Here is a 26,459-nt window from a genome sequence, read left to right as displayed (position 1 = left end):
TCACGCGCCCTTCTCCACCTGACCCGGATCGTCATCATCACCATCGTCGTCGTCGGCGTCCGCGTCGAATTCTGCCATCAGCTCGTCTTCGTCGGCTTCGTCTTCGTCGTCTTCGAACCACAACCCCTGCTCGCGCAGATCGGCTTCGCGCTTCGTCTCAACGCGCTTCACAAGCTGGATCGAGATTTCATAGAGCCCGTAAACCACCACGAACAAGATCACCTGCGTGATGACATCCGGCGGCGTGACAAGCGCGGCCAACACCAAAATGCCGACCACAGCATATTTGCGCATATCCGCCAGACCTTGCGAGCTGACCAGCCCGGCCTTGCCCATCAGGGTCAGCAGCACGGGCAGCTGGAAACACAGACCGAAGGCCACGATGAACTTGATGGTCAGGCGCAGATACTCCTGCACCGACCCCTGAAAGTCGATAGAGGCGGCAACGTCCGTCTCGCCCACATTGCCCGCTTGCTGGAAGCCCAGAAAGAAGTCGAAGGCCAGCGGCATGACCACATAGAAGGCAAAGGACGCGCCGATGAAAAACATCACTGGCGACGCGATCATAAAGGGCAGGAACGCGTTCTTCTCAGACTTGTAAAGCCCTGGTGCCACGAACCGCCACAGCTGATAGCTGATATAGGGGAACGACAGCACCAGCCCGCCAAATAGAGAGATCGAGATGGCGACAAAGAAGCCTTCTTGCAGTTTGATCAGTATGAGCCCGCACTGGTCCTGGCCACGTTCGGCCATCGTTGTGCATAGCGGTTCGGTCAGAAAGTTGAAAATCGGGTTCCAAACCGTGAAACAGATTATCATACCGACAACAAATGCCAGCGCAGAATGGATCAGGCGCGTGCGCAATTCGGTCAGATGCTCGATCAACGGGGCCGAGCTGTCTTCGATCTGGTCAGGGTCGCTCATGCGTCAGATTTGTCCGTGGGTTTGGCGGCAGGCTTGGCGTCGCGTTTGGCTTTAGGTTTGGCGGTCGCCTTGGTCTTGGGTTTGGCCTTCGACGTGGCGGCGGTTGCTTTTGCGGCAGGCTTCTTGGCAGTCGGCTTCTTGGCCGCGGGCTTCTTCGCCGCAGGCGCCTTGGCTGCGGCCCGTTTGGCCGGAGCCGTTTTTTCTTCGGGTTTGCCAACGGTCTTTTCGACCGGCCGCTTCGAAGGCTGACGCTTCACCTTCAGCATCTCGGCTTTTCTGGCAGCATCGGCGGCTTCTTTGGTCTGGCGTTCAGTGGCGGCTTTCGCGGTCGCCTCGTGGATCTTGCGGGCCGCATCAGCACGGGCGTCATCCAGCGCAGGCTTTTGCGGATCGTCCTGATCCTTGGCACCTGATTTGGTCGGCTCATCCGCTGCTTTCTGGTCGCGCAACGATTTCGCCGGATCCCATTTTTCAAAGCCGTCTGCAGCCTTGTTCAGAGCATCCAACCCCATCGCCTTGGACGAGGTGGCGGATTTGAACGTATCTGCAATGTCCTTGGCACCGGATTCGTCCGCCGCTTCGTTCATCGCCTGGCTGAACTCGCGCCCCATCTGGCGCGCGCGCGCCGTAAAGCGGCCAAGCGTGCGGAACATGCCGGGCAAGTCTTTGGGACCAACCACGATCAGGGCAACCACCCCGATGACCAGAAGCTCGGAAAAGCCGATATCGAACATGGGCAGCGCCCCCTAACGGTCGCGGCTTACGCCTTTTCGTTGTCAGTCTCGGGGGTCACGTCTTTGGCAACCTCAGAGGCTTGCTCTTCGATTTCCTTCTTGCCGTCGTCGACGCCTTTTTTGAAGGCTGTGATGCCTTTGCCCACTTCGCCCATCAGCGACGAGATCTTGCCGCGGCCGAACAGAACCAGCACGACGACAGCGATCAGCAGAAGGCCCGGAAGGCCGATATTGTTGAGCATGTTATTCTCCCTCATAGGAGGGGCGCGTGGCCCGTCCTCTTGTATAACGCCCGAAACATTTATTGCTTCGCGCGGCAAGTTCAAAGCCCCAAAGCGAAAAACTGCACCGAAAAACATGAGAGAAATGCGCGCAGGGGCCTTGATCGCGTCTGTGTCATGATAGAAATCGGTGGCTCGCGTGGCAAGGTGGCGCCACGTCGCGTCCGCTGGACAAGCGATTCTCAGCCCTAATCAGGCACGATTTTCAGGCGCGGGGCGAACGGGTCGGGTCGGGGCGAGGCAGATCAGCCTTGCGGCGCCTCTGGCCCCGGCTCCAACCGGTGCGGAAAGACGAAACAGCGATCGCGTCGGATGGCGATCCACAGCGGCGTGCCTTGTTGCGGCAGGAAAACCGACGGCACCGAAGCGGTCAGAATGGTCCCACCATCCTCCATTCGGAAATCAACAAGGCTTTCTTTGCCGATGAACCGCGCACGGTCCACCAACGCACGCGCCCAGACCCCGTGATCGGGGGTCGGGCTTGGACCTTTGCCGCCTCTGTCAAAGTCGATCTTCAAGTGTTGTGGGCGAATGACGATATCGACCCGCGTTCCGTCCGGCATGCCAGGGGCCAGAAATTGCCCGAACGCGGTATCCGTCAGCGCGCCGCGCACCTCTCCGGTGATGACGTTCACGTCGGAAAAGAACGCTGCTGCCTTCAGGTCTACTGGCGCGTTGTAAATGTTGTAGGGCGCGCCGCGTTGCACAACTTGCCCGTCGCGCATCAGCGCGATTTCGTCGGCCATGCGCATCGCTTCTTCGGGTTCATGGGTGACCAGAAGCACCGCCGCGCCCTCGTCTTTCAGAATGCCCAATGTTTCATCCCGAATACCGTCGCGCAGTCGGTTATCAAGGCCGGAAAACGGCTCGTCCATCAGCATGATCGACGGGCGCGGGGCCAGCGCGCGGGCCAGCGCCACGCGCTGTTGCTCGCCGCCGGACAGCTCGTGCGGAAAGCTGTCGATGAAGCGCGCCAGCCCGACCTTGTCGAGCAACGTCCGAACCCGCAACCTTTTTTCGGTGCGCGAGCCCTTTAGCCCGAACGCCACGTTGTCGGCGACCGACAAGTGCGGGAACAGCGCGAAATCCTGAAACATCAACCCGATGTGACGCTTTTCCGGGGGGACGAACACGCCCGGACCGGCCACTTGCTGTCCGTCGATCCACACCTCGCCCGAGGTCTGGCGGTCCACACCCGCAATGATGCGCAGTGTCGTGGATTTGCCGCAGCCCGACGGGCCAAGCAGCCCGGTGACCTGCCCTGCCTGCAACGATAGCGACACGCCACTGACCACTGGTCGCCCGCCGAACTCTCGCACGAGGTCGCGGATTTCAAGCCGGGCTTCGTTGATGCTGGTGCCGTCCATGTTCGCGGGCTGATCCTTAGCTTAGTCCGCAGGCGCGGGTGGATACCCGATGAATTCCATCAGGCTTTTATGGGGCATATCAGCCCCCCTTTTGTCCCGCAAGCCCCTCACCCGATCCGCCGCCAACACGACGCGGCACCCGTCGCCCTTGTCGCTTTCGGCCTAGCATCGCGGCGCGAAACAGCGATGCTGTCCATATCGTCCGAGGGTTTGCATGCGCTTTCTTATTACATTTGCACCGCTTCTATTATCCGTCGTCCTGCTGCAGCTTAGCTCGGGCGGGGTTGGTCCGCTGGACGCGTTGTCGGGGCTGAAGCTTGGCTTCACCAAAGCCGAGATCGGAATGCTGGGGTCGGCGCATTTCGTCGGCTTCTTTGTCGGCTGCTGGTGGGCGCCGCGCTTGATGGGCACAGTTGGTCACGCCCGCGCCTTTGCCGGGTTTACCGCGATGGGGGCCATTGGGCTGCTGGCGCATATGCTGTGGGTTGATCCTGTGCCGTGGGCCGTCATGCGCATCGCGACCGGGCTAAGCGTTGCTGGCGCCTATACAGTGATCGAGGCGTGGATGAACGCAAGTATCACGAACGAGACCCGAGGCCGCGCGATGGGCGGCTACCGGGCGGTCGATCTTGGCGGGTCGCTTGCCGCACAACTTCTGATCGGCGTTTTGGATCCTGCGCATTACGTGTCTTACAACGTGCTGGCCCTGACCTGCTGCGCGGCCATTCTGCCCCTTGCCCTGACCCGCACGCCGCAACCCGTGACCCCCAGCACCCCGCGCCTGCGCCCCGCGCTTGCTTGGGTGCGCTCGCCCCTGGCCGTCGCGGGCGTCATCGTCGCAGGCATCACATCGGCCGCATTTCGGATGGTCGGCCCGATCTATGGCCAAGAGGTCGGCCTTGCCACGGGACAACTCGCTTGGTTTCTGGCCAGCTTCGTTCTGGGCGGCGCGCTCGCCCAGCTTCCGGTGGGCTGGCTGGCCGACCGATATGACCGTCGCGCGGTGCTGATCGGTCTGTCGATTGCAGCGATCCTAAGCTGCAGCGTCACCGTTATGGCATCCAGCATGGGCCAAAGCGTGGCCTTCATTACCGCAGGGTTTTTCGGCTTCACCACCTTTCCGATCTTTTCGGTCTCCGCCGCCCACGCCAACGACTTTGCCACCAGCGAAGAACGGGTCGAACTGTCGGCCGCGCTGATGTTCTTTTACGCCGTCGGGGCCATCGCGTCGCCCTTGGTGGCCTCGGGTCTGATCGAACATTTCGGCCCCTCCGCCCTGTTCGCCTTCATCGCGGTCGGGCATCTGGGCTTGATCGTGTTCGGTCTGGCGCGAAGCCGGCAACGCCCGACGCGCACCATCCGCACGCCCTATACCTATACGCCGCGCACGTCGTTTTCGATGGGTCGATTGTTTGGCAAGCTGCGCGATCGCGACTAGGCGACAGTGCTGCGACCTGCATGTGATCCGAAACTCTGGCATTGCAGATGGGCATCGCGTATACGGCCCAAAACCGAAAAACACCCCGCAGAACCGGAGCACACATGAACCGCGTCCTTATCACCTCGGCGATCCCTTACATCAACGGGATCAAGCACCTCGGCAATCTGGTCGGCTCGCAACTGCCTGCTGACCTTTATGCGCGCTATAACCGTGGCCGGGGTCGCGAGGTCATGTTCATCTGCGCCACCGACGAACACGGCACGCCCGCCGAGTTGGCCGCCGCCAAGGCTGGCAAACCGGTGGCCGAGTTCTGCGCCGAAATGCACGCGGTTCAGTCCGAGATAGCCGATGGTTTCCGCCTGTCGTTCGACAATTTCGGGCGCTCGTCATCGGACAGAAACCACAAGCTGACCCAGCATTTCGCGGGCAAGCTGGCCGAGAATGGTCTGATCGAAGAAGTGTCGGAAAAGCAGGTCTATTCGCACGCCGATGGCCGCTTCCTGCCGGATCGTTATATCGAGGGCACCTGCCCCAATTGCGGCTATGACGGCGCGCGCGGCGACCAGTGTGAAAACTGCACCAAGCAGTTGGACCCGACCGACCTGATCGACCCCCGTTCAGCCATTTCCGGGTCGACCGACCTTGAGGTGCGCGAAACCAAGCACCTGTATCTGCGCCAGTCCAAGCTGAAGGACAAGCTGGACGCGTGGATCGACACCAAAACGGATTGGCCGGTTCTGACCACGTCCATTGCCAAGAAATGGCTGCACGACGGGGACGGGCTGCAAGACCGGGGCATCACACGCGATCTGGACTGGGGCGTGCCGGTCAAGAAAGGCGACGTTGATTGGCCGGGCATGGAAGGCAAGGTCTTCTATGTCTGGTTCGACGCGCCCATCGAATATATCGCCGCCACCGCCGAGCTTGCCGACAAGCTGGGCGAGCCTGACGCGTTCTGGCACCGTTGGTGGCGCACTGACAAGGGCGCGGATGACGTGCGGTATGTGCAATTCATGGGCAAGGACAACGTGCCCTTCCACACGCTCAGCTTCCCCGCGACCATCATGGGATCGGGCGAGCCGTGGAAGCTGGTCGATTACATCAAGTCGTTCAACTACTTGAACTATGACGGCGGGCAATTCTCGACCTCCAAGGGACGCGGCGTGTTCATGGATCAGGCCCTGTCGATCCTGCCTGCGGATTACTGGCGCTGGTGGCTCTTGTCCCACGCACCCGAAAACTCGGACAGTGAGTTTACGTGGGAAAACTTTCAGGTCAGCGTGAACAAAGACCTGTCGGACGTGCTGGGCAACTTCGTCAGCCGCGTCACCAAGTTCTGCCGCTCGAAGTTCTCGGAAGCCGTGCCGGATGGTGGCACCTATGGCGATCTGGAACATGCGCTGATCGCGGACCTGACCGCCAAAACCCGCGCCTATGAAGGCCATATGGAAGCGATGGACGTGCGCAAAGCCGCGCAAGAACTTCGCGGTATCTGGGTCGCGGGCAACGAATACCTGCAAACGGCAGCCCCTTGGACGACCTTCAAGACCGACCCGGAACAGGCGGCGGCGCAGATCCGTTTGGCGCTAAACCTGATCCCGTTTTATGCCGTGTTGTCGGCGCCCTTTATTCCCGATGCGGCGAACACGATGATGGCGGCGATGGGCGCAGACAACCACGGCTGGCCCGACGATGTGCCCGCCACCCTTGGCGCGCTGAAACCGGGTCACTCTTTCACGGTGCCCGACAATGTGTTTTCCAAAATCTCGGACGAGGATCGGGAAAGCTGGCAGGAACGGTTTGCCGGCACGCGCGACTGATCGGCTCTGCAACACACTTTATATGGCGGGTGGGTGGCGTTTTCACACCACATCTGCCTTTTCCCTTTCCTTTCGGCTAAAACGGATTATCTTCAGGGAAAGACAACAATAACCGGATATTTTGGCCGGACACATGGGTAGCAAGGGCGGCAAGAAAGTGACCATCGCAAAGGGAAAGCAACGGCCTATTCGGCTTTCGCTCAGCGACAAGCGGTCTGTGCGCACGCAATTTGGCGCGCTGCCTTATCGGTTGCACGAAGGACGGGTCGAGGTTTTGCTGATCACAACCCGAGGAACCGGGCGTTGGATTATTCCGAAGGGCTGGCCGATGGATGGCGAAACCCCCGCAGGGGCGGCCGCGACCGAAGCCTTTGAAGAGGCTGGCGTCGAAGGCAAGCTGAGCCACAATGTCCTTGGTTTTTTTGCCTATGACAAAGGTCATGCGGGCGAACGGTTGCCCTGTGTGGTGGCCGTGTTTCCGCTGAAGGTGAAGAAGATACACAAATCCTATCCCGAAAAAGCCGAGCGGCGGCGCAGATGGGTCAGTGCGAAAAAGGCGGCCCAGATGGTATCCGAACCAGAGCTGCGGCGGATGATCAAAGACTTCGATCCAAAGACCCAGACCTAGCCACGACTGCAGGCGAATTGGCGTCGTGCGCCTTGCATGGGCTGGTCAGGATAGCCATATTTGAAAGACGAAGAGTTTTACGGGGCGCGAAATGATCCGCTATGCGTTGAAATGTGATCAGAACCATGGCTTTGAAAGCTGGTTCCAGAACGCCGAAGCCTTTGACGGGCTTCGCGCGGCAGGACATATCAACTGCCCTGAATGCGGATCGGCGAATGTGGAAAAAAGCCTGATGGCCCCCAAGGTACGTCCAGCACGCGCGGCACAAACGCAGCCGGTACCCGCCCAACAAAAACCCGCCGCGCCGATGGCGGCCCCCAATCCAGAGATCACAGCAGAGATTGCCAAACTGCGCGCCAAGGTCGAAGCCGAAAGCGAATATGTCGGCGGGTCTTTCGCGCAAGAGGCGCGCGCGATGCATTTGGGCGACGTGCCCGAACGCTCGATCTATGGCGAGGCAAAGCTGGCCGACGCCAAGGAGCTGATCGAGGATGGTGTTCCCGTGATGCCCCTGCCCTTCACGCCCAGCCGCAAAGTCAACTAAGCAACGGCGCCACGCACCCGACCTGCATGCACGCCGACGACAGTGTCGCACCCTTTGCAGCCTTGCTCTTTTGCCCCTCACGCCCTAAACACGCCCGGACGCAAAAACACAGACGGGGTTCAGGGCTAAGATGCCTATTCTGGTGATGAAATTCGGCGGCACCTCGGTCGCCACGCTGGACCGGATCCACCGGGCCTCGAAACGGGTCGCACGTGAGGTGGCGAACGGCTATGACGTGATCGTCATCGTGTCGGCCATGTCGGGGCGCACCAACGAGCTGGTGGGCTGGGTCGAAGAAACCTCGCCGCTGTTTGACGCCCGCGAATATGACGCGGTGGTGAGCTCGGGCGAGAATGTGACCGCTGGCCTGATGGCGCTGCGCCTGCAGGAAATGGACGTGCCCGCACGCAGCTGGCAGGGCTGGCAAGTGCCGGTGCAAACCACCAGCGCCCATTCAACAGCGCGCATCGAAGACATTCCGCCGGCAAACATCAAAGCCAAGTTCAGCGAAGGCATGAAAGTGGCTGTGATCGCAGGCTTTCAGGGGATCAGCCCAGAGGGGCGCATCACCACGCTAGGACGCGGTGGGTCAGACACCACAGCCGTGGCCTTTGCGGCGGCCTTTGGCGCGGAGCGCTGCGATATCTATACCGATGTGGACGGCGTTTACACGACAGACCCGCGCATCTCGGACAAGGCCCGCAAGCTGGACCGCATCGCCTTCGAAGAGATGTTGGAGCTTGCCTCGCTGGGCGCAAAGGTTCTGCAAACCCGCTCGGTCGAGTTGGCGATGCGCTATAAGGTGAAGCTGCGCGTCTTGTCGAGCTTCGAAGAATATGACCCGGAAGCAGGCACGTTGGTCTGCGACGAGGAGGATATCATGGAAAGTAAAGTTGTTGCCGGTGTCGCCTATCAGCGCGACGAGGCCAAGATGACCCTGATTTCGGTGGCCGACCGCCCCGGCATCGCGTCCGCCATCTTCACCCCGCTGGCTGAGGCCGGCGTGAACGTGGACATGATCGTTCAGAACATCTCGGAAGAGGGTCGCACGGACATGACCTTCTCGTGCCCCGTTGATCAGGTGGCACGTGCGGAAAAGGCAATGGCCGACGCGAAAGCGCGCGGTGACATCAATTTCCACGACATCGTGGCCGACAAGGACGTGGCTAAAATCTCGGTCGTTGGCATCGGGATGCGCAGCCACACGGGCATTGCCGCCAAGATGTTCCAGGTGCTGTCAAACGAGGGCATCAACATCAAGGTCATCACCACCTCCGAAATCAAGATCTCGGTGCTGATCGACCGCAAATATATGGAACTGGCCGTGCAGGCGCTGCACGACGCGTTCGAGTTGGAGAAAGCCTAAGCCGAACTGGCTTTAATGTGTATTGAGAGCGGTCTCGCCGAAGGGCGGGGCCGTTTTTTTTTGGGCGGTTCAGACGCAAATTCACCTTCTGTGACGGAACCAAATCAGTATGGTCTTATCGCACTGGTCTCGCTTGTAACCTTGTTCAAACCAAGCTTCGAGATCGCCGTGCATTAACCACCCAAGCCCTTCTTAATCAAATCATATCCGACGCCCCCGGACAGGATCGTCATAATGCCCGCAGCCATACCGCCTGACCCCATGCTTATCAGCACGTCAATCGCAATCGTAGTGGTGCCTACTATCACATCGGTGGCCGCTGCCGCGAGAAACACTTCGGCTTCGCCTGCTGGGGCGTTTGGATCCACACCTCCAAGAAAGCGTGCGTTACAAAAGCTTGTCTCAACGTCACTTTCTATCAAAAGGTCCTTGTCAATGAATGGAGCTTCAAGTGGCATCGAAACGCGATCAAACAAGGCTTGCTCCACCAAAGCGATTGCAGCGTCCGTCGCGCCAGCTTTCCTAAACTCCGCAACCTCGAAAGCGACGAATTCTTCGATCCCCGTTTCTTGAATCACGTTGGGTTCGGGATATTCCACCGTTTCGAACCAATTGGCCGTGTTTAGCAAAAGTTCGTCGGCTGCGACTTTGCGAACAAGACCACAGCCGACAGACGCAATGACAGAGACATCGGCATTGGATAGCTCGTCTTGCTTCCAGATTTCCGCAACAACGTTCAGATCAGATACATAGGCCTTGGCGTCGAACGCATCAGAAGAAAAATCCTGCGCGTGGACCTGGCCCGGAAAAACCCAGAGCAAAAGTGAAAATAAGGTGCTCGTAAACCTATGCATGGCGATATTCCCCTCATGGACGACACAATCACCACTTTAGCATGAATATCTGACTGGCTCTATCGCGCCTCAGAAGGGGAAAGGCTCGGACAAGTTAGATCTGGGTGCGGCACCTAAATCGTGGCAGCTCCAACCCTAGGCATGTTTGGCTTTACCCATTGGCAGAGTATAAAATCCGCCTCAGCTCAGGCTTATGCTTTGACGCCACAACAGGCATGTTGCCCAAACACTTGGCACCTGCGCGACAAGTTGCCGTGCTGTACCCGTTTTTCGCCAATCAGGGGCAAGGAGCTTCTGGCAAAGGCCGCGCCTTCGCACTACGATAGGGATCGTCCAAGGGACTGGACGCGCCGCCCAAATCGGGGTGGTGTGACTCCGTCCGCGGAAAACAGGGAACGGTAAGAATGGCAGAAAGCCAGCTAAGCGACAGTCGCAAATTGCTTGTCAGCCTGCGCGAAACGCTCGCAGCGGCGTCCAAGGGGCAAGAGCGTCTGGACAGGATCACATCGTTGATCGCCAAAAGTCTTGGGGTCGAGGTCTGCTCGATCTATCTGTTTCGCGACAGTGAAACGCTCGAGCTCTGCGCCACAGAAGGTCTGAATGCAGAAGCGGTTCACCAAACCCGACTGCGCATCGGGGAAGGGCTAGTTGGTCGCGTCGCCCGTCGCGGGCGCCCGATCAACACCAAAGATGCGCCATCTGAACGCGGCTTTCGCTACATGCCGGAAACAGGCGAAGAGATTTATTCCAGCTTTCTTGGCGTGCCTGTGCAGCGCCTTGGCGAAACGCTGGGCGTTTTGGTCATCCAATCAAAAGATGCGCGCGAGTTCTCAGCGGACGAGCTTTATGGCATCGAGGTCGTGGCCATGGTGCTGGCTGAAATGACCGAACTGGGCGCCTTCGTGGGCGAAGGCGAAGCGATGGGGGCCCTGCACCAGCGGCCCGCCACCTTCCGGGGTGGCATCGGTCAGGAAGGGGCTGCCGAAGGGCATGTCTGGCTGCACGAACCCCGTGTGGTCGTCACCAATCCGGTGGCCGACGATCCCGACGCTGAACTGGTGCGCCTGACAGAGGCGGTTGAAATCCTGCGCGTGTCCGTCGACGAGCTTCTGGCGAACACTTTGACCAAAGACAAGGAACAGATGCAGGTCCTTGAGGCCTATCGCATGTTTGCCAACTCCAAGGGCTGGATGCGGCGCATGCAAGAAGATATCTCACGCGGGTTGTCCGCGGAAGCGGCGGTCGAAAAAGAACAGTCTGCCGCGCGCACCCGCATGGGTCAGGTGCCTGATGCTTACCTGCGCGAAAGGCTTCATGATCTGGACGATCTCTCCAATCGCCTGCTCCGTATCCTGACCGGTCAGGGGAAGGAAACCGGCGCTGAAATGCCTGAGAACCCGATCCTGATCGCGTCCAATATCGGACCCGGAGAGCTTCTGGAATACGGCCGTGGCCTGCGCGGAATCGTGCTGGAGGAAGGTTCGGTTGCCAGTCACGCCGCGATTGTGGCGCGGGCCTTGGCGATCCCGTTGATCGTTCAGGCCGGTCGCATCTCGACCGAGGCGTTGAACGGCGACCACATTCTTGTCGACGGCGAAACCGGGGTGGTGCACCTGCGTCCTGAAGAAACGATCGTGACCGCCTTTCGCGACAAGATGGCGATGGAGGCCGCCCAACAGGAACGATACCGCAGCCTGCGCGACAAACCGGCGATGGGCCTGTGTGGCACTGAAATCAAGCTGCATATGAATGCCGGTCTGATGGCCGATCTGCCGTCGCTTGAAAACTCTGGCGCGGCGGGTGTCGGGCTGTTTCGGACCGAACTGCAATTCCTGACGGTCAGCAAAATCCCCCGGCGCGGCGATCTGGCCGCGACTTATGCCCGCGTTCTGGATGCCGCCAAGGGCAAGCGCGTGACGTTCCGCACGCTCGACATCGGGTCTGATAAGGTCTTGCCTTACATGAACCCGCTGGACGAACCGAACCCCGCCTTGGGTTGGCGCGCGATCCGCGTCGGGTTGGACAAACCCGGTGTCATGCGGATGCAGCTGCAAGCACTGATCCGCGCGGCTGCGGGGCGCGAGCTTTCGGTGATGTTCCCGTTCATCGCACAGCTTGACGAATTTCGTGACGCCCGCGAGATGCTGTTGACCGAGATCGAACGCGAACGCAACTTGGGTCACATCCTGCCCAAAACTGTCGAAATCGGCGCCATGTTGGAAACACCGTCGATGGTTTTTGCGCCGCAACAGTTCTTTGAGATGGCGGACTTCATTTCGATCGGCGGCAATGATCTGAAGCAGTTTTTCTATGCCGCGGATCGTGAAAACGAACGGGTGCGGCGTCGGTATGACACGCTGAATGTATCGTTTTTGAACCTGATTGAAGAAATCATCACCCGGTGCGAGGTCGCGCGCACGCCCCTAAGCTTTTGTGGCGAAGACGCAGGGCGACCGATCGAAGCCGTCTGTTTTGCCGCCTTGGGATTACGTCAACTTTCGATGAGACCGGCCTCGATCGGACCAGTCAAACACCTGATAAGACGCACGAATATCGGAGACCTGAAAGAGGTCATCGACGAAGCCCGCTTGTCTGGTGCGCAGTCGGTTCGGCCGGCTGTCCTGGAATGGCTGACGCGGCGGCGAACCTAAAATCGCCAAGAAAACGCAAAAAGCTGTGTAAAATTTTGCGCATCTTAGGAGTTTTTTCAGTTTTTTGAACAAAGGTGGAACGGAGAAAAAGGAGATACCTTATGCCGTTCCGCATCCTGTTTACCGGAATTTTCACCGGGTCACTTGCCGCCGCCTTTGCTTTCACACAGGAAAACGGAATGGTGCTGGCAATTTTAGCCTATGCCATTTTTGGTGTGATGACTCTGTTAGGGTTCGGTTTGTTGACCTATGCGGCCCCTAAACGACCTGTGGCCGCACAGACGCCAAACCAAGATCAACCAAGCTCGCGCCATTGGCACGCCTTGGTATGGCCGCAGCAAAGCCAAGGCATTGGCTGGCAGAACCGTCTTGAACGAATGGCGCGCCAAACCACGCCGCCCGTGAATGTCTGCGTGTTCTCGTCGGTCAGGCGCCAGCCGTAATGGGCGTGGTAACGCGCGTCACGACACCTTTGACGCCGTGCCATGCACCACGCGCCACGTCATACCCAAGCACACGTTCGGGGTTGGTTGGAGGTGGCATCTTGATCCCGTCCAGACGTGTGAACCCAAATCGCGCGTAATATGGCGCGTCTCCGACAAGCATCACACGGGTGAGGCCAAGCGCTTGGGCGCGGGCCAGGCTTTCTCGGATCAGCAGTCCACCCAATCCTTCGCCCTGCCGGGTGGGGTGGACCGCGACCGGACCCAACAGAAGGGCCGCATGATCCTGACCTTCTTCGACGATGCGGATCGGCCAATACCGGATGGCGCCCGCCAAAATCCCGTCTGCGTCACGCGCGACAAGCGACAAAGACGCGACCGGAGCGACTTCATCGCGCAACCGATAAGATGACAGCGCCTCGCGTCCGGGCGCAAAGCATAGATCATACAACGCTTCGACTTCCCACCAGTCGTCGTCGGTTTCTTCTGTCAGGTGATACACCTGCTGCCCCTCGTCTTCTGCCTTCCTTTGCTGCTATCACGGCAGGGCGTAAAAAAGGAAGGGAGAAGCACGTGTTTTATGAGCCGAAAAACGGTCATGGATTGCCTCATAACCCGTTCAATGCCTTGATCGTCCCGCGCCCGATCGCTTGGATCACAACCCGCGATGCGGATGGGTCAGAAAACCTTGCGCCTTATTCGTTCTTCAACGGGGTGGCATATGACCCGCCACAGGTCATGTTCGCCACCACTTCGCGCAAATCCGATCGCGCGTTGGGGAAGGACACGATCGACAACATTCAGGCGACAGGTGTCTTCTGCGTGCATATGGTCGGGGAAGACCTGGCCGATGCGATGAACATCTCATCCGGCAGCTATCCACGCGATTCGGACGAAATTGCCCTGGCAAAGCTAGAGCGGGTCGACTGCACGACCATTGCAGCCTCGCGCCTGCCGGCAGCTCCCGCGGCATTGGAATGCAAACTGACCCAGATCACCCGATTGCGCGGCGCTGAAAATCTGGTCTGCTTTGGCGAGGTAACAGGCATTCATCTGCGCGACGATTGTCTGGTCGGGGGGATCTTCGACGTCACCCGCGCACGTCCCTTGGCGCGGCTTGGATATCGTGACTACACCGTCGTGACAGACAAGTTTTCATTGAAACGTCCGGACGAATAGACGGTGTCGCGTGCGCTTGTTAAACTGAAGGCGCACAATGGAGGGTGACATGAACAAAACGGCCTGATTTCCACCTTATGCATCCCCGAAGGAGATCCCATGCCGTTTGTCATGCCAGACGCCGCGCGCGTCCACCCCGTTACCTTGCCCGATGGATCAGTCCATCACGGCACTGTCTTTCTAGCCAACGTTATCGACCAGCCAAATATCGAGGTTGGCGACTTCACCTATGCCTCGGATTTCGACCCACCCCCGCCCGAAGGCTGGGCGGCGCGGTTGGCTCCCTATCAATTCCCGATGTCCGAAGGGCGCTTGATCATCGGCAAGTTCTGCCAGATCGCCCACGGGGTGCGCTTCATCACAGCTTCGGCGAACCATGCCTATGCGGGGCTGACAAGTTTCCCCTTTGGCATTTTCGCGCTGGATCAGGAGGAGATGGCGCAACCAGACAGCCGGGACATGCGCATCGGCCACGATGTCTGGCTGGGCTATGGCGCATTGGTTTGCCCCGCGGTGAGCATAGGAAACGGCGCGATCATCGGGGCCGGATCTGTCGTGCGCACAGACGTTCCGGACTATGCCATCGTAGCGGGCAATCCAGCCCGGATCGTCAAAATGCGCCTGCCCACCCCTGACATCGACCGGATGAACCGACTTGCGTGGTGGGACTGGCCCACGGATCAGATCGCCCGCGCGCGGATTGCTCTGGAAGCGGGCGATCTGGATGTCTTAGAGGTGTTGGCCCCACCCGGTCGGTGACAGCGCTTAGTGGCTGCCCAGAATACCGGTCTGAACCGAATAGTCGGCGGCAACCTCGTAATCGGGGTCGTCGTCGCTGTCGACCATCAGGTGACCTGCTTTTTTCAGCAATTTGTGGCAATCCCGGCTCAGGTGGCGCAACTGGATCTTCTTGCCGGCCGCCTCGTATTTCAATGCGACCGCCTCGATCGCTTGCAGGGCCGACTGGTCGACCACACGCGAGCGGGCGAATTCGATGACCACCAGATCGGGGTCACTTTTAACGTCGAAAAGCTCTACAAATCCATCGGCCGAACCGAAGAAAAGCGGGCCTTCCACGTCATAGACCTTGGCGCCATCTTCGTCGCGCGTCACCGCGTGGATACGCGCCGCCGCGTTCCACGCATAGGCCAGCGCAGATACGATCACCCCCACGACAACAGCCACTGCAAGGTCTTCATAGACCGTGACCGCCGTCACCAGCAGGATGACGAACGCGTCAGTCTTGGGCACCCGGCGCAAGATGGTCAGCGAGTTCCACGCAAATGTGCCGATCACCACCATGAACATCACGCCCACCAAGGCCGCCAACGGGATCATCTCGATCCACGATGACGCCGCCACAATGAACAGCAACAAGAACACCGCCGCTGCGATACCAGCGATCCGCGTGCGCCCGCCGGACTTCACGTTGATCATCGACTGGCCGATCATCGCACAGCCCCCCATGCCGCCGAAGAAACCCGTAACGACATTGGCGGTGCCTTGCGCGATACATTCCTGTGACGCGCCACCACGATGGCCTGTCATTTCACCCACAAGGTTGAGAGTCAGCAGGCTTTCGATCAGACCGATTGCGGCCAGAATGACCGCATAGGGCAGGATGATCCAAAGCGTATCAAGGTTGAACGGTGCAAGCAGCGCCGGGGGATAGATCCCCTCGCCCTGCCCAAACGGAAGGTGGAAGCTGGGAAGTCCCCCTTTGATCGAGGCCAAATCGCCCACCGTCGGCACGTCGATCCCAAAGGCAATAACGATCCCGGCGACCAGCCCAATTCCGGCCAGTGGCGCAGGGATCGCCTTGGTCAGTTTCGGCATCCCCCAAATGACAACCATGGTCAGCCCCACAAGACCCAACATGCTGATAAGGGGTAGCCCGGTCAGCCACTGTTCGGTGTTGTCCGGGTTCTTGAACTGGGTCAACTGCGCCAGGAAAATCACGATCGCCAACCCGTTCACAAAGCCCAGCATGACGGGATGGGGCACCAGGCGGATGAACTTGCCCCAATGCATGATCCCCGCGAAAACCTGCAGCAGCCCCATCAAAATAACCGTTGCGAACAGATATTCGACGCCGTGCTCGGCCACCAGCGCGACCATCACGACGGCAAGCGCCCCGGTCGCCCCCGAGATCATACCCGGCCGTCCGCCGATCACCGCGGTGATCAGCCCGACCATGAACGCCGCGTAAAGCCCTACCAGCGGGTGCACCCCGGCCACGAAGGCAAAAGCTACCGCTTCCGGCACCAACGCCAAGGCGACGGTCAGGCCCGATAGGATCTCGATCTTGATGCGGTTGGGCGTCAGCTCTTCGGACTGCGACAGGCGCAGATCGGGGCGTTCAATACGGGCGGCATAACGTGCCAAAAGGGCTCGGGGCATGGGGGCACCTCGTTTGGGGAAATCTGTTCGCGATGTGCGCTGACTACAGGCATTCGGTAGCGTAAACAATGCCCCAAACAGGATACCGACCTGCAATTGCCGCATGGCAACAGGACCGACCGCGCGCTAGGGTGACGCCACTTGGCAAAACGGAGGCTGGCATGGACACGCATATCGGGATCATCGGCGGATCCGGCGTTTACGAGATTGACGGGCTGGAAGACGCGCGCTGGCAGAGCGTTGACAGCCCTTGGGGCATCCCGTCTGATCAGGTTCTGACAGGCACGCTGGACGGTGTGAAGATGGCTTTTCTGCCGCGTCACGGCCGGGGTCATGTGCACGCCCCGTCCGATGTGCCCTATCGTGCCAATATCGACGCGCTCAAGCGTTTGGGCGTGACGGATGTGATCAGCGTTTCGGCCTGTGGGTCGTTCCGCGAAGACATGGCGCCGGGCGATTTTGTCATTGTAGATCAATTCATTGACCGCACATTCGCGCGGCCGAAAAGCTTTTTCGGGACGGGCTGTGTGGCCCATGTCGGGTTTGCCCATCCCACCTGCCCGCGCCTGTCGGCGGCCTGTGCGACGACGGCCCGCAATGCGGGTGTCACGGTTCACGAGGGTGGCACTTATCTGGCGATGGAAGGCCCGCAGTTTTCGACGCTGGCCGAAAGCCGGATGTATCGTGACCAGTGGGGTGCACATGTGATCGGCATGACGAATATGCCCGAAGCGAAGCTCGCCCGAGAAGCCGAGCTTTGCTACGCCTCGGTCGCCATGGTCACAGACTACGATTGCTGGCATCCCGATCATGACGAAGTTGACGTGGCGCAAGTCATCGCAACCTTGACCGGCAACGGGGGCAAAGCGCGCCGGATGGTGGCCGGTCTGCCGGGACTTCTGGGGGCCGACCGCGCACCCTGCCCGCATGGGTGTGACCGCGCTCTGGACATGGCGATCATGACGGCCCCGGACAAACGCGACCCAGCGCTTTTGGCCAAGCTGGACGCGGTTGCGGGGCGGGTGTTGTGACGATGCGCCCCTTGCGTCACTGATTGGTTTGCGCCAAACCGTATCCGACCATTTCTGCGAAAGGCGTTTCCATGAACAAGGGCAAGACCGTCAAGGACTATATCCGCACCATCGTCGACTTCCCGCATGAGGGCATCCTGTTTCGCGATGTGACGACGCTTTTTGCCGACCCGCGCGGGTTTCGTATGGCGGTCGATCAGATGCTGCATCCCTATGCGGGTATGCAGATCGACAAGGTGATCGGGCTCGAGGCGCGCGGTTTCATTCTAGGTGGCGCGATTGCGCACCAACTGACCCTTGGCTTCGTGCCGATCCGCAAGAAGGGCAAGCTGCCCGGTGCCACGCTGTCACAATCCTATACGCTGGAATATGGCGAGGCGGTGGTGGAAATTCATGACGACGCGATCCAACCCGGCGAGAAGATCCTGTTGGTCGATGACCTGCTTGCGACGGGCGGTACCGCCGAGGCTGGTATCAAACTGATCGAGCGGTTGGGCGGCGAGATCGTCGGTTGCGCTTTTATCGTCGACCTGCCCGAATTGGGTGGGCGCAAGCTGATCGAGGATATGGGCATGGATGTCCATGTTCTGTGCGAATTCGACGGGCTGTGAACCTCTCGTTAACTTCGACTCGCTAATCCTGTTCCTGCCTGACCGGAGTTCAGGCGCTGCTTGCTAGCATGACCAATCGTGCAACGCCCCGCCTCACCCCGGCGGGGCGTTTTCAATTGCAACTTATTGATTGCTTTTAGCAACCAAATGGTGAGCTATTCGAATATGACACCCGGGTTCATGATCCCCTGCGGGTCCAACGCATCCTTGATGCGGCGCATGGCCGACAGGCGGGCCGGGTCACCGTAGCGGCGCAGCTCATGTGCCTTCAGTCGCCCGACGCCGTGCTCTGCACTGAACGAGCCATCGGCCTGATGAACCAACCCATAAACGATATCTCGCACGCGCTGGCGCAGCGGCGCAAAATCATCTGCCGTCTGTCCTTCGGGTGGGAAGACGTTGTAATGCAAATTGCCGTCGCCCAAGTGGCCAAAAGCATTCACGCGGACCGGTCCAAGTGCTGCCAGCGCCTTGTCAGCATCCTGCAAGAACGTCGGGATCGCGGACAAAGGCAACGAGATATCGTGCGAGCTGATTGACCCGATGGCCTTGTTGGCCCATGGGATATCCTCGCGCAGCTTCCAAAGGGCGTCTCGCTGCCGGATGCTTTGGGCAATGATGCCATCCTGCGCCACCCCCGCTGAATGCGCCGTGTCGAAAAGCGCGGCAAGTTCGGCTTCTGGATCCTGCGACGGACCAAGGCCAAGCTCGATCAGAACGGACCAATTCGGGATCGCCTGAAACGGCAGGTTGTGCCCAAACCCCGTCGCGCTCAGAAATTTCAACCCGGTGCCCTTGATCAGTTCGAACGCGCTGATCCCCTGCCCCAGTTGTGCCTGCGCCATGGCAAGCAGATCCAGCGCGGCTTGAGGGTCACGCACGGACACCATCGCAGTGCCAGTTTGTGCGGGGCGGGGATACATCCGCAGGCTGGCGGCGGTGATCACCCCCAACGTGCCTTCTGCCCCGCATAGAAGGCCGCGCAAATCGAACCCCGTGTTGTCTTTGCGCAAGCGTTTCAGTCCGTGATGCACCGATCCGTCGGGCAACACGGCCTCGACCCCAAGGCACAGGTCGCGTGCGGTGCCATAGCGCAAGACATTGACGCCACCTGCATTTGTCGACAAGCAGCCTCCGATCCGGCACGACCCTTCGGACGCCAGTGACAGTGGAAACAGCCTGTCAGCTGTTGCGGCGGCAGCTTGCACATCGGCCAGCACGACACCCGCTTCGGCAACCAACACGTTTTCGCTGGGGTGGACGGCCCGAATGCGGGTCAGACGCTCAAGGCTCAGGATTACGGCGCGCGCAACGGGCATGACCTGCCCGCCGACCAGACCGGTGCCGCCGCCATAGGGGACGACTGGCACACGCGCTGTGGCGCAGGCCCGGATCGTGGTCGCGACTTCTTCGGTCGTGGACGGCGCCACCAAAAGACCACCGCGCCCGTGAAACAGCCCGCGCGGTTCTTCAAGATAGGCTGGGGTCAGTGGTCGAATCACATCGTCGGGCAACGCGGCCCGCAGCCGTGCTTCGAACGCATCATCGACAGAGTTCAGTTCACCCATCAAAGCCCCACTGCTGGCGTTAACCCGCTTGGGTGCGGCCGCGCCGGTCCGACCGGAGGTTGGCATAAAGCACGTGGTTGCGCCAGCGTCCGTTGATTTGCAGATAGCTTTGCGCCACGCCTTCGTATTTGTAACCGACCTTTTCAAGCACCCCGCGCGAGGCGGCATTTTCCGGCAGGCACCCTGCTTCGAGCCGTGACAGGTCAAGCTCGGTGAAGGCGTAGTGCACCATCGCCTCGAGCCCTTCTCGCATGTAGCCCTGACGCGCAAAGCGTTCCCCCACCCAATACCCGGTTGTACCCGCTTGGGCCGGTCCGCGGCGAATATGGTCCAAGGTGATTGCCCCGACCAAGGCTTTGTCGGCCCGTCGGATCATGAACAAGGGCAACGCCGTTCCGCCGACGACGGATCTGTTGGCCCAGTAAACCCGGTTGGTGAAGCTTTTGCGGCTCAGGTGGTCGGTGGCCCATGTAGGCTCCCACGGGGTCAGAAACGCGCGGCTGGCGGTGCGCAATGCAGCCCAGGCGCGATAGTCGCTATGGACCGGGGGGCGCAGCGTCAGCCGGTCGGTTTCGATCCGAACCTTCTTCGGACGGCCCAGCATTACGCCGCACGCCTGTCTTGCAACGCCTCTAGGCGCAACGCTTGTTCGGCCGGGCCATAGACGGCCATGGCCATATCGCCTTCCATCAGGCTGGCCCCGAACCCATGCAGATCGGCAAGCGTCACCGCATCAATCTTTGCCACGGTTTCGTTGACTGACGGCACGCGGTCCCAGATGGCAACCAACCGCGCCATCCGTTCAGCTCGCGCCGAGGGGCTTTCCAACCCCATCAGCAACCCCGCTTTCATCTGGATGCGCGCGCGTTCCAATTCACGGTTGGTGATATCGGTGGCCGCGCGTTTCATCTCGTCGATGCACAGGCAGGACAGGTCGGCAATGTCGTCGGCAGAGGTGCCCGCATAAATCGTCATCATCCCGGTGTCGTCATAGGCGCCAAGCTGCGAAAAGATCGAATAACACAGCCCGCGCTTTTCACGCACCTCCTGAAACAGACGCGAGGACATGCCGCCGCCCAAGGCGGAGCTGTAAAGCTGCGCCGCATAAAACGCATCGTCGCGATAGCTGGGGGCTTGCAGGCCCAAGGTGAAATGGACCTGCTCCAGCCCATTGCGCAATTCGATCCGTTCGCCGCTGGACCAACGCGCACCATCTATCGCGCGCGACTTGCTTGGGCGCAGATGCCCAAACGCGGCTTCGGCCAAACGCAGGATTTGGTCGTGATCGACCGCCCCAGCAGCCGACAGGATCAACTGATCCGGGCCATAATGCTGATCCACAAAAGAGGACAGATCACCGCGGGCGAACGATTGCACCCGTTCCGCCGGGCCAAGAATGGTCCGCCCCATGGGTTGATCGGGAAACGCGACCTCTTGCAGCCAGTCAAACACCACATCGTCGGGCGTATCCAGCGCTTGGCCGATTTCCTGCAAGATTACACCGCGTTCGATCTCGATCTCGTTTTCATCGAACACCGGGTTCAAGACGATGTCCGATATCACGTCCAGCGCCAGCGCCACGTCGTTCTTAAGGACGCGCACGTAATAGGCCGTCACCTCGCGCGAGGTATAGGCGTTGATATAGCCGCCGACATCCTCGATCGCCTCGGCAATCTCAAGGGCTGAGCGTTTTTGGGTGCCTTTGAAGGCCATGTGTTCAAGGAAATGTGCGATGCCGTTCTGGGCGGGCGTCTCGTGGCGCCCCCCTGCCGTCACCCACACCCCGATCGAGGCGCTTTCCAGCCCCGGCATCGCTTCGGTCACCACGCGCACGCCATTGGGCAATCTGTCCAGTTTCACAGTCATGTGGCGTTACCGTCCCGTCCGTTCACGGATCAAAGCTTCCAGCGCACCCAAATCGTTGGCGACGCGTGTCACCCGTTCATCGCGGTCAAACAGACCGGACATGCGGGGGGGCAGCGGCGCGTCCTGACCGCAGGCATCTTTGACCGCCGCGGGGAATTTCGCCGGATGCGCGGTGGCCAGCGTGATCATTGGGCAATCGGCCAAATGCGCCTCGGCCACCTTGACGCCAACGGCGGAATGCGGGCACAGAACTTCGCCCGTGCGCGCGAACGATGCTTTGATCTGCGCCATAGTTTCGTCCTCGGACGCACGACCGCTGTCGAACGTTTCGCGCAGAAACTCCATCGCGCCTTGGCTGATTTTGAAACCGCCGTTTGACAGGTCTGCTATCTGGTCCGCGACCACCTTGCCGTCGCGCCCATAGGCGTCAAACAGCACGCGCTCAAAATTCGACGACACCTGAATGTCCATCGACGGGCTGATAGAGGGCGTGACCCCCGCCTTGGTATAGGCGCCCGTTTCCATCGTGCGGTGCAGGATATCGTTTTGGTTGGTAGCGATCACCAGTTGGTCAATCGGCAGACCCATTTGCTTTGCGATGTAGCCTGCAAAAATGTCGCCGAAGTTGCCCGTGGGGACCGTAAAGCTGACCTTGCGGTGCGGCGCACCCAAGGCAACGGCCGAGGTGAAGTAATACACAACCTGCGCCAGCACCCGCGCCCAGTTGATCGAGTTCACGCCGGCCAGTTTCACCGCATCGCGAAACTCGAAATCGTTGAACATGTCTTTCAGGCGGGCTTGGCAATCGTCGAAATCACCATCCATGGCCAGCGCGTGGACGTTGGCCTCGGTCGGCGTGGTCATCTGACGGCGCTGCACGTCCGAGACGCGGCCATGTGGGAACAGGATGAACACATCGACCGCATCCAGCCCCTTGAACGCCTCAATGGCCGCCGACCCGGTATCGCCCGAGGTCGCACCGACGATGGTAACCTTCTCGCCCCGGCGGCTCAGCGCCACTTGGAACAGCTGGCCAATCAGCTGCATCGCGAAGTCTTTGAACGCCAGCGTGGGGCCGTGGAACAGTTCCAGCAAGAAGTGGTTCGGCCCCAATTGCACCAATGGCGCGCGCGCATCGTGATTGAAGCCAGCATAGGCCTTGGCGATGATGTCGGTGAATTCCGCGTCCGTGAACGTGTCGCCCACAAAGGGGCGCATCACGCGAAACGCGACCTCTTCATACGGCAAGCCGGCCAGGGCGGCGATGTCGCCTGCGCTCATGGTTGGCACGGTCTCGGGCACGTAAAGGCCGCCGTCGCGGGCAAGACCCGTCAGCATGGCATCTTCAAAGCCGAGGTCCGGGGCGTCACCACGGGTAGAGATATAGCGCATTTCAGTTGTTCCTTGGGGTGCGAGTGTCACGTGTTCGCCGCTTCATACGCCAAAGCGCAAAGCCTGTCATCATCACCCATGTCGCGGCCATCAAAAACCACGTCATCGCGTATTCCAAATGGTCGTTGGGAATGCCTTCGGTGGTCACACGCATGGGCAGGATGTCGGGATCGGTTGACGATGCTGCAACAACCAATATCGGGTCGGTGTCCAACGCCTCGGCCAACACCTCGACCTCGCGCGCATACCAATAGTTCTTGGCCGCATCATTCGCAGGCGTGTAATCATCGCGTTCGTCAGGCCAGTGCAGATTGCCGGTCACGGTCATGTCGCCACCCGAGCGCAGTTTGAGCTTGTCGCCTACTGGCACGAAGCCCCGGTCGATCATGATCCGCTGGCCGGTATTCGCAAGGGTAAAGGGCTGGATGATGCGGAACCCGGCACCGTAGTCGCGTGAACTGACAAGGACATGCAGCTCTTCAGGGTTCACATTGCCCCTGACGATGACGGGCAGGTATTTGTCCCGGATGGGGTCCGGATCTTCCGGTAATGGCACGGGCGGGGCGCTGATCTGCGCTTCGATCTGCGCCAGGACGGCCTCTTTCCAGGCCAGCCGGTCAAGTTGCCAATTCCCCAGCCCGACAAACACTGCCAGGACAAGGATACTGAGCACTGCCGTCACTATCAGTCGAATGCGCATGGATCAGATCTCGCAGGTCAAGAACGCGAAAGGGGCGCGAGAGTTCCCCCCCGCGCCCCTGAATAGGGTGTTTTGCCGGTCAGGTTCAACCGCCCCAGATGTAGACGGCGGCGAACAGGAACAGCCACACAACGTCCACAAAGTGCCAATACCAAGCGGCGGCTTCAAAGCCGACATGGCTTTCGGGTGTAAAGTGGCCCTGCATCGCGCGCATCAGGCAGACAAACAGGAAGATCGTGCCGACGATCACGTGGAAGCCGTGAAAGCCCGTCGCCATGAAGAAATTCACGCCATAGATGTTGCCTGCGAAATCAAAGGCGGCGTGACTGTATTCGTAGGCTTGGAAGACGGTGAAGATCGCACCAAGCAGCACCGCCAGCGCCAGCCCTGTCACCAGATCCTTGCGGTTGTTTTCATGCGCAATCGCGTGGTGCGCCCATGTCACGGCCGCACCGGACAAAAGCAAGATCAGCGTGTTGATCAGCGGCAAGTGCCAAGGATCAAAGGTTTCGATGCCAGCAGGGGGCCAGACGCCATCAATCGCAGGCGACCCTTCGGTCATCGGGTAGAGCGCGTGTTTGAAGAAGCTCCAAAACCATGCCACGAAGAACATGACTTCGGACATGATGAACAGGATGACGCCATAGCGCAGACCGATTTTCACCACAGCGGTGTGGTCGCCGGTCTGGCCTTCATGGACCACGTCCGCCCACCAAGCGTACATGACATACAGCACACCGACCAGGCCGATGACAAATATCCAAGGCATATCATTTGCCATCCACTGCACCGCGCCGAACAGCATGATGAAGCCAAACACTGCCCCAAGGAACGGATTAACCGACGGGGGCAGAATGTGATAATCGTGGTTTTTTGCATGTGCCATGAGCGTTTCGTCCCTGTTCTTCTGGTCGTCAGTTTTGCCCTGCCACGATCGGGCGCGCAAGCTGTGCGACCTCTTCCGGCAGATCTGTTTCGTGGAACGTGTAGGACAAGGTGATTGCCTTCACGTATTGTGCTTCGCGATCATCAAGGATCTCGGGGTCAACATAGAAGGTGACCGGCATGGTCACGCGTTCACCCGGTTGCAGCACCTGCTGTTCAAAGCAGAAGCAGTCGATCTTGGTGAAATAGCCGCCAGCCGAAAACGGCGCGACATTATAGCTGGCTGTGCCGGCGACGGGGCGGTCGGTCGGGTTGTAGGCCTCGTAAAAGGCCAACCCGGTTTCGCCCAGCCGGATCTCCATTTCATGCTGCATGGGTTTGAACTCCCACGGCATGCCGCGCTCTTTCGAGGCGTCGAACCGCACCAGCACCTTTTGGTCCAGCACCACATCTGATCCGCGCGCTGCCACCGAAGTGACACCGCCAAAGCCGGTCACGCGGCAGAACCAGTCATAAAACGGCACCGCTGCCCATGACAGCGATCCCATCAAGATCACCACGCCAACCATTTTGGCGGCTGTTTTTTGAGGGCGCGACAGGGTCATTGGCTGACCTCGGCGGGGGTCGGTTCGGGTTTGTAGATGTCGCTGACCTTGGCCACGGTCAGCCCATAGACCAGCCCGACGAAAAGGATCAGCGCAACGCCAACACCGATATTTCGGCTCAGGCGGCGTTTATGCAGTTCGTGATCAACCTTGATCGCCATCAGCCCCAGCCCCCCAAACCAAACGGTTTCAGTGACGCTTCGATCAGAAGGGCGCCGTAGTGCAGGAACAGATAGGCCAGCGACAGCTTGAACAAGCCGCGTTCAGCCTTGTGCTTGTCGGCATCGGACTGCGCGTCATCGCGGCGGAACACGTCCCACGCGCCTTTGATGAACATCGCGTTCAGAACCACAGCCACGGCCATATAGACCGGCCCACCGATCGAGGTCAGGCCCAGCGCAATCGCTACCACAGCCAGCACAAGCGAATAGCCCAGAATGTGCGCGCGGGTCGCAGGGCGTCCGTGGGTCACGGTCAGCATCGGCACACCTGCATTGGCATAGTCACCCTTGGTGAACAGCGCCAGCGCCCAGAAATGCGGCGGCGTCCAGGCGAAGGTCAGGGCGAACATCAACACGCTTTCGATGCTGATACCGCCCGTGGCCACGGCCCAGCCGATCATCGGCGGGAACGCCCCGGCCGCGCCACCAATAACGATGTTCTGCGGCGTCCAGCGTTTCAGCCACATGGTGTAGATCACGACATAGAAGAAAATGGTGAAAGCCAGAAGGGCCGCCGCCATCAGGTTCGCAGCAAGGCCCAGCATGACCACGGCCATAGCAGACAAGGCTATACCGATTGCAAACGCCTCGCCCTCGGTCACTTTGCCGGACGGGATCGGGCGCGACTGCGTGCGGCGCATCTTGCGGTCGATATCGGCGTCCCACCACATGTTCAGGGCGCCCGAGGCACCGCCACCCACGGCAATGAACAGGATTGAGGCGAGCCCGACAATCGGGTGAACCCCGACCGGTGCAACCAGCAGACCAACCAAAGCCGTAAATACCACAAGGGACATGACGCGCGGCTTGAGCAGCGCGAAATAGTCCCCAAACCCCGCTTCGCGGGTGTCGGTGGTGGTTTGGATACTGGCGTCGGTCATAGTGTCACTACGATCTGGCTAAAGTGTTTGGTCTGTGCAGACCGCCCCGGTATGGGGCGGCGCAGGC

General features: G+C 60.0%; 27 protein-coding genes. 11 read left to right on the top strand and 16 right to left on the bottom strand.

The window, feature by feature from the left end; genetic code table 11:
- From tatC to ACXYMP_RS06060, 4 genes are all read right to left on the bottom strand, one after another.
- A complete protein-coding gene (tatC, locus tag ACXYMP_RS06075) occupies positions 1-924 on the bottom strand; it encodes a twin-arginine translocase subunit TatC (protein WP_298570434.1) in 924 nt (307 codons plus the stop codon).
- Positions 921-1,658, bottom strand: coding sequence for a Sec-independent protein translocase protein TatB (tatB, locus tag ACXYMP_RS06070; protein ID WP_458904991.1), 738 nt, complete (start codon positions 1,656-1,658; stop codon positions 921-923). The genes tatC and tatB overlap by 4 nt, the downstream gene beginning before the upstream one ends.
- Positions 1,659-1,684: 26 nt before the next feature.
- Positions 1,685-1,900, bottom strand: coding sequence for a twin-arginine translocase TatA/TatE family subunit (locus tag ACXYMP_RS06065; RefSeq protein WP_298570437.1), 216 nt, complete (start codon positions 1,898-1,900; stop codon positions 1,685-1,687).
- A gap of 284 nt (positions 1,901-2,184) precedes the next feature.
- The gene (locus tag ACXYMP_RS06060) at positions 2,185-3,306 is read right to left on the bottom strand and encodes an ABC transporter ATP-binding protein (protein ID WP_298570438.1); all 1,122 of its coding nucleotides are present in this window, start codon (positions 3,304-3,306) and stop codon (positions 2,185-2,187) included.
- A gap of 214 nt (positions 3,307-3,520) precedes the next feature.
- On the opposite strand from ACXYMP_RS06060, the gene ACXYMP_RS06055 reads away from it, so the two are divergent.
- The 5 genes from ACXYMP_RS06055 to ACXYMP_RS06035 all read left to right on the top strand — a co-directional run bounded on the left by ACXYMP_RS06055 (position 3,521) and on the right by ACXYMP_RS06035 (position 9,105).
- On the top strand, positions 3,521-4,744 hold the full coding sequence (locus ACXYMP_RS06055; protein ID WP_298570440.1) for an MFS transporter: 1,224 nt from the start codon (positions 3,521-3,523) through the stop codon (positions 4,742-4,744).
- A gap of 104 nt (positions 4,745-4,848) precedes the next feature.
- Positions 4,849-6,567 carry a methionine--tRNA ligase gene (gene metG / locus ACXYMP_RS06050; RefSeq protein WP_458904988.1) on the top strand — a complete coding sequence of 573 codons (1,719 nt, stop codon included), beginning with the start codon at positions 4,849-4,851 and terminating at the stop codon, positions 6,565-6,567.
- 133 nt (positions 6,568-6,700) lie between these two features.
- On the top strand, positions 6,701-7,195 hold the full coding sequence (locus ACXYMP_RS06045; protein ID WP_298570442.1) for an NUDIX hydrolase: 495 nt from the start codon (positions 6,701-6,703) through the stop codon (positions 7,193-7,195).
- 91 nt (positions 7,196-7,286) lie between these two features.
- The gene (locus tag ACXYMP_RS06040) at positions 7,287-7,739 is read left to right on the top strand and encodes a DUF1178 family protein (RefSeq protein ID WP_458904986.1); all 453 of its coding nucleotides are present in this window, start codon (positions 7,287-7,289) and stop codon (positions 7,737-7,739) included.
- Between the two features lie 130 nt (positions 7,740-7,869).
- A complete protein-coding gene (locus ACXYMP_RS06035; protein WP_298570444.1) occupies positions 7,870-9,105 on the top strand; it encodes an aspartate kinase in 1,236 nt (411 codons plus the stop codon).
- A gap of 173 nt (positions 9,106-9,278) precedes the next feature.
- Here ACXYMP_RS06035 and ACXYMP_RS06030 read toward each other — a convergent pair whose 3' ends face one another.
- Positions 9,279-9,959, bottom strand: coding sequence for a hypothetical protein (locus ACXYMP_RS06030; protein WP_458904984.1), 681 nt, complete (start codon positions 9,957-9,959; stop codon positions 9,279-9,281).
- Between the two features lie 404 nt (positions 9,960-10,363).
- Between ACXYMP_RS06030 and ptsP the strand changes: the two genes are divergently transcribed.
- The gene (ptsP, locus tag ACXYMP_RS06025) at positions 10,364-12,610 is read left to right on the top strand and encodes a phosphoenolpyruvate--protein phosphotransferase (protein WP_298570446.1); all 2,247 of its coding nucleotides are present in this window, start codon (positions 10,364-10,366) and stop codon (positions 12,608-12,610) included.
- 101 nt (positions 12,611-12,711) lie between these two features.
- Positions 12,712-13,053 carry a hypothetical protein gene (locus tag ACXYMP_RS06020; protein WP_298570448.1) on the top strand — a complete coding sequence of 114 codons (342 nt, stop codon included), beginning with the start codon at positions 12,712-12,714 and terminating at the stop codon, positions 13,051-13,053.
- Here the strand turns inward: ACXYMP_RS06020 and ACXYMP_RS06015 are convergent.
- Positions 13,037-13,555, bottom strand: coding sequence for a GNAT family N-acetyltransferase (locus ACXYMP_RS06015; protein ID WP_298570449.1), 519 nt, complete (start codon positions 13,553-13,555; stop codon positions 13,037-13,039). The genes ACXYMP_RS06020 and ACXYMP_RS06015 overlap by 17 nt on opposite strands.
- 71 nt (positions 13,556-13,626) lie before the next feature.
- On the opposite strand from ACXYMP_RS06015, the gene ACXYMP_RS06010 reads away from it, so the two are divergent.
- Positions 13,627-14,232: a flavin reductase family protein gene (locus ACXYMP_RS06010; RefSeq protein WP_458904981.1), complete on the top strand. Its 606-nt coding sequence runs from the start codon at positions 13,627-13,629 to the stop codon at positions 14,230-14,232.
- A gap of 99 nt (positions 14,233-14,331) precedes the next feature.
- Positions 14,332-14,991 carry a CatB-related O-acetyltransferase gene (locus tag ACXYMP_RS06005; RefSeq protein WP_458904979.1) on the top strand — a complete coding sequence of 220 codons (660 nt, stop codon included), beginning with the start codon at positions 14,332-14,334 and terminating at the stop codon, positions 14,989-14,991.
- A gap of 6 nt (positions 14,992-14,997) precedes the next feature.
- Here ACXYMP_RS06005 and ACXYMP_RS06000 read toward each other — a convergent pair whose 3' ends face one another.
- Complete coding sequence (locus ACXYMP_RS06000; RefSeq protein WP_298570452.1) at positions 14,998-16,632, bottom strand: SulP family inorganic anion transporter; 1,635 nt, start codon at positions 16,630-16,632, stop codon at positions 14,998-15,000.
- 161 nt (positions 16,633-16,793) lie between these two features.
- Between ACXYMP_RS06000 and ACXYMP_RS05995 the strand changes: the two genes are divergently transcribed.
- Together ACXYMP_RS05995 and ACXYMP_RS05990 are read left to right on the top strand one after the other, a co-directional pair.
- On the top strand, positions 16,794-17,663 hold the full coding sequence (locus ACXYMP_RS05995; protein WP_458904976.1) for an S-methyl-5'-thioadenosine phosphorylase: 870 nt from the start codon (positions 16,794-16,796) through the stop codon (positions 17,661-17,663).
- Between the two features lie 71 nt (positions 17,664-17,734).
- Positions 17,735-18,274: an adenine phosphoribosyltransferase gene (locus tag ACXYMP_RS05990; protein ID WP_298570454.1), complete on the top strand. Its 540-nt coding sequence runs from the start codon at positions 17,735-17,737 to the stop codon at positions 18,272-18,274.
- A gap of 155 nt (positions 18,275-18,429) precedes the next feature.
- Here the strand turns inward: ACXYMP_RS05990 and ACXYMP_RS05985 are convergent, their stop codons facing one another.
- From ACXYMP_RS05985 to cyoE, 9 genes are all read right to left on the bottom strand, one after another.
- Positions 18,430-19,842 carry an FAD-binding oxidoreductase gene (locus ACXYMP_RS05985; RefSeq protein ID WP_458904974.1) on the bottom strand — a complete coding sequence of 471 codons (1,413 nt, stop codon included), beginning with the start codon at positions 19,840-19,842 and terminating at the stop codon, positions 18,430-18,432.
- A 19-nt stretch (positions 19,843-19,861) separates the two neighbouring features.
- Positions 19,862-20,446: a GNAT family N-acetyltransferase gene (locus tag ACXYMP_RS05980; protein ID WP_298570456.1), complete on the bottom strand. Its 585-nt coding sequence runs from the start codon at positions 20,444-20,446 to the stop codon at positions 19,862-19,864.
- Positions 20,446-21,708 carry a M16 family metallopeptidase gene (locus ACXYMP_RS05975; protein ID WP_458904972.1) on the bottom strand — a complete coding sequence of 421 codons (1,263 nt, stop codon included), beginning with the start codon at positions 21,706-21,708 and terminating at the stop codon, positions 20,446-20,448. Before ACXYMP_RS05975 ends, ACXYMP_RS05980 begins: the two co-directional genes overlap by 1 nt.
- A gap of 6 nt (positions 21,709-21,714) precedes the next feature.
- Positions 21,715-23,100, bottom strand: a complete 1,386-nt coding sequence (gene thrC, locus ACXYMP_RS05970) for a threonine synthase (RefSeq protein WP_458904970.1) — start codon at positions 23,098-23,100, stop codon at positions 21,715-21,717.
- A 1-nt stretch (position 23,101) separates the two neighbouring features.
- Positions 23,102-23,800 (bottom strand): SURF1 family protein, encoded by a 699-nt coding sequence (locus ACXYMP_RS05965; RefSeq protein WP_458904968.1) that lies wholly within the window; start codon positions 23,798-23,800, stop codon positions 23,102-23,104.
- Between the two features lie 85 nt (positions 23,801-23,885).
- Positions 23,886-24,686 carry a cytochrome c oxidase subunit 3 gene (locus ACXYMP_RS05960; RefSeq protein WP_298570460.1) on the bottom strand — a complete coding sequence of 267 codons (801 nt, stop codon included), beginning with the start codon at positions 24,684-24,686 and terminating at the stop codon, positions 23,886-23,888.
- Positions 24,687-24,714: 28 nt separating this feature from the next.
- Positions 24,715-25,290 carry a cytochrome c oxidase assembly protein gene (locus ACXYMP_RS05955; protein ID WP_458904965.1) on the bottom strand — a complete coding sequence of 192 codons (576 nt, stop codon included), beginning with the start codon at positions 25,288-25,290 and terminating at the stop codon, positions 24,715-24,717.
- Positions 25,287-25,451, bottom strand: coding sequence for a hypothetical protein (locus ACXYMP_RS05950; RefSeq protein ID WP_458904963.1), 165 nt, complete (start codon positions 25,449-25,451; stop codon positions 25,287-25,289). Before ACXYMP_RS05950 ends, ACXYMP_RS05955 begins: the two co-directional genes overlap by 4 nt.
- The gene (gene cyoE / locus ACXYMP_RS05945; protein ID WP_458904961.1) at positions 25,451-26,392 is read right to left on the bottom strand and encodes a heme o synthase; all 942 of its coding nucleotides are present in this window, start codon (positions 26,390-26,392) and stop codon (positions 25,451-25,453) included. The genes ACXYMP_RS05950 and cyoE overlap by 1 nt, the downstream gene beginning before the upstream one ends.
- Between the last annotated feature and the right edge of the window lie 67 nt (positions 26,393-26,459).

It is taken from the genome of Aliiroseovarius sp. CAU 1755 (genome assembly GCF_054482655.1).
This window is presented reverse-complemented; position numbering and strand designations above follow the sequence as displayed.

Excerpts from the sequence above, each read along its gene's own strand:
- tatC (WP_298570434.1), bottom strand. The coding sequence starts at position 924 with ATGAGCGACCCTGACCAGATCGAAGACAGCTCGGCCCCGTTGATCGAG.
- tatB (WP_458904991.1), bottom strand. The coding sequence starts at position 1,658 with ATGTTCGATATCGGCTTTTCCGAGCTTCTGGTCATCGGGGTGGTTGCC.
- ACXYMP_RS06065 (WP_298570437.1), bottom strand. The coding sequence starts at position 1,900 with ATGCTCAACAATATCGGCCTTCCGGGCCTTCTGCTGATCGCTGTCGTC.
- ACXYMP_RS06060 (WP_298570438.1), bottom strand. The coding sequence starts at position 3,306 with ATGGACGGCACCAGCATCAACGAAGCCCGGCTTGAAATCCGCGACCTC.
- ACXYMP_RS06055 (WP_298570440.1), top strand. The coding sequence starts at position 3,521 with ATGCGCTTTCTTATTACATTTGCACCGCTTCTATTATCCGTCGTCCTG.
- metG (WP_458904988.1), top strand. The coding sequence starts at position 4,849 with ATGAACCGCGTCCTTATCACCTCGGCGATCCCTTACATCAACGGGATC.
- ACXYMP_RS06045 (WP_298570442.1), top strand. The coding sequence starts at position 6,701 with ATGGGTAGCAAGGGCGGCAAGAAAGTGACCATCGCAAAGGGAAAGCAA.
- ACXYMP_RS06040 (WP_458904986.1), top strand. The coding sequence starts at position 7,287 with ATGATCCGCTATGCGTTGAAATGTGATCAGAACCATGGCTTTGAAAGC.
- ACXYMP_RS06035 (WP_298570444.1), top strand. The coding sequence starts at position 7,870 with ATGCCTATTCTGGTGATGAAATTCGGCGGCACCTCGGTCGCCACGCTG.
- ACXYMP_RS06030 (WP_458904984.1), bottom strand. The coding sequence starts at position 9,959 with ATGCATAGGTTTACGAGCACCTTATTTTCACTTTTGCTCTGGGTTTTT.
- ptsP (WP_298570446.1), top strand. The coding sequence starts at position 10,364 with ATGGCAGAAAGCCAGCTAAGCGACAGTCGCAAATTGCTTGTCAGCCTG.
- ACXYMP_RS06020 (WP_298570448.1), top strand. The coding sequence starts at position 12,712 with ATGCCGTTCCGCATCCTGTTTACCGGAATTTTCACCGGGTCACTTGCC.
- ACXYMP_RS06005 (WP_458904979.1), top strand. The coding sequence starts at position 14,332 with ATGCCGTTTGTCATGCCAGACGCCGCGCGCGTCCACCCCGTTACCTTG.
- ACXYMP_RS06000 (WP_298570452.1), bottom strand. The coding sequence starts at position 16,632 with ATGCCCCGAGCCCTTTTGGCACGTTATGCCGCCCGTATTGAACGCCCC.
- ACXYMP_RS05995 (WP_458904976.1), top strand. The coding sequence starts at position 16,794 with ATGGACACGCATATCGGGATCATCGGCGGATCCGGCGTTTACGAGATT.
- ACXYMP_RS05990 (WP_298570454.1), top strand. The coding sequence starts at position 17,735 with ATGAACAAGGGCAAGACCGTCAAGGACTATATCCGCACCATCGTCGAC.
- ACXYMP_RS05985 (WP_458904974.1), bottom strand. The coding sequence starts at position 19,842 with ATGGGTGAACTGAACTCTGTCGATGATGCGTTCGAAGCACGGCTGCGG.
- ACXYMP_RS05980 (WP_298570456.1), bottom strand. The coding sequence starts at position 20,446 with ATGCTGGGCCGTCCGAAGAAGGTTCGGATCGAAACCGACCGGCTGACG.
- ACXYMP_RS05975 (WP_458904972.1), bottom strand. The coding sequence starts at position 21,708 with ATGACTGTGAAACTGGACAGATTGCCCAATGGCGTGCGCGTGGTGACC.
- thrC (WP_458904970.1), bottom strand. The coding sequence starts at position 23,100 with ATGCGCTATATCTCTACCCGTGGTGACGCCCCGGACCTCGGCTTTGAA.
- ACXYMP_RS05965 (WP_458904968.1), bottom strand. The coding sequence starts at position 23,800 with ATGCGCATTCGACTGATAGTGACGGCAGTGCTCAGTATCCTTGTCCTG.
- ACXYMP_RS05960 (WP_298570460.1), bottom strand. The coding sequence starts at position 24,686 with ATGGCACATGCAAAAAACCACGATTATCACATTCTGCCCCCGTCGGTT.
- ACXYMP_RS05955 (WP_458904965.1), bottom strand. The coding sequence starts at position 25,290 with ATGACCCTGTCGCGCCCTCAAAAAACAGCCGCCAAAATGGTTGGCGTG.
- ACXYMP_RS05950 (WP_458904963.1), bottom strand. The coding sequence starts at position 25,451 with ATGGCGATCAAGGTTGATCACGAACTGCATAAACGCCGCCTGAGCCGA.
- cyoE (WP_458904961.1), bottom strand. The coding sequence starts at position 26,392 with ATGACCGACGCCAGTATCCAAACCACCACCGACACCCGCGAAGCGGGG.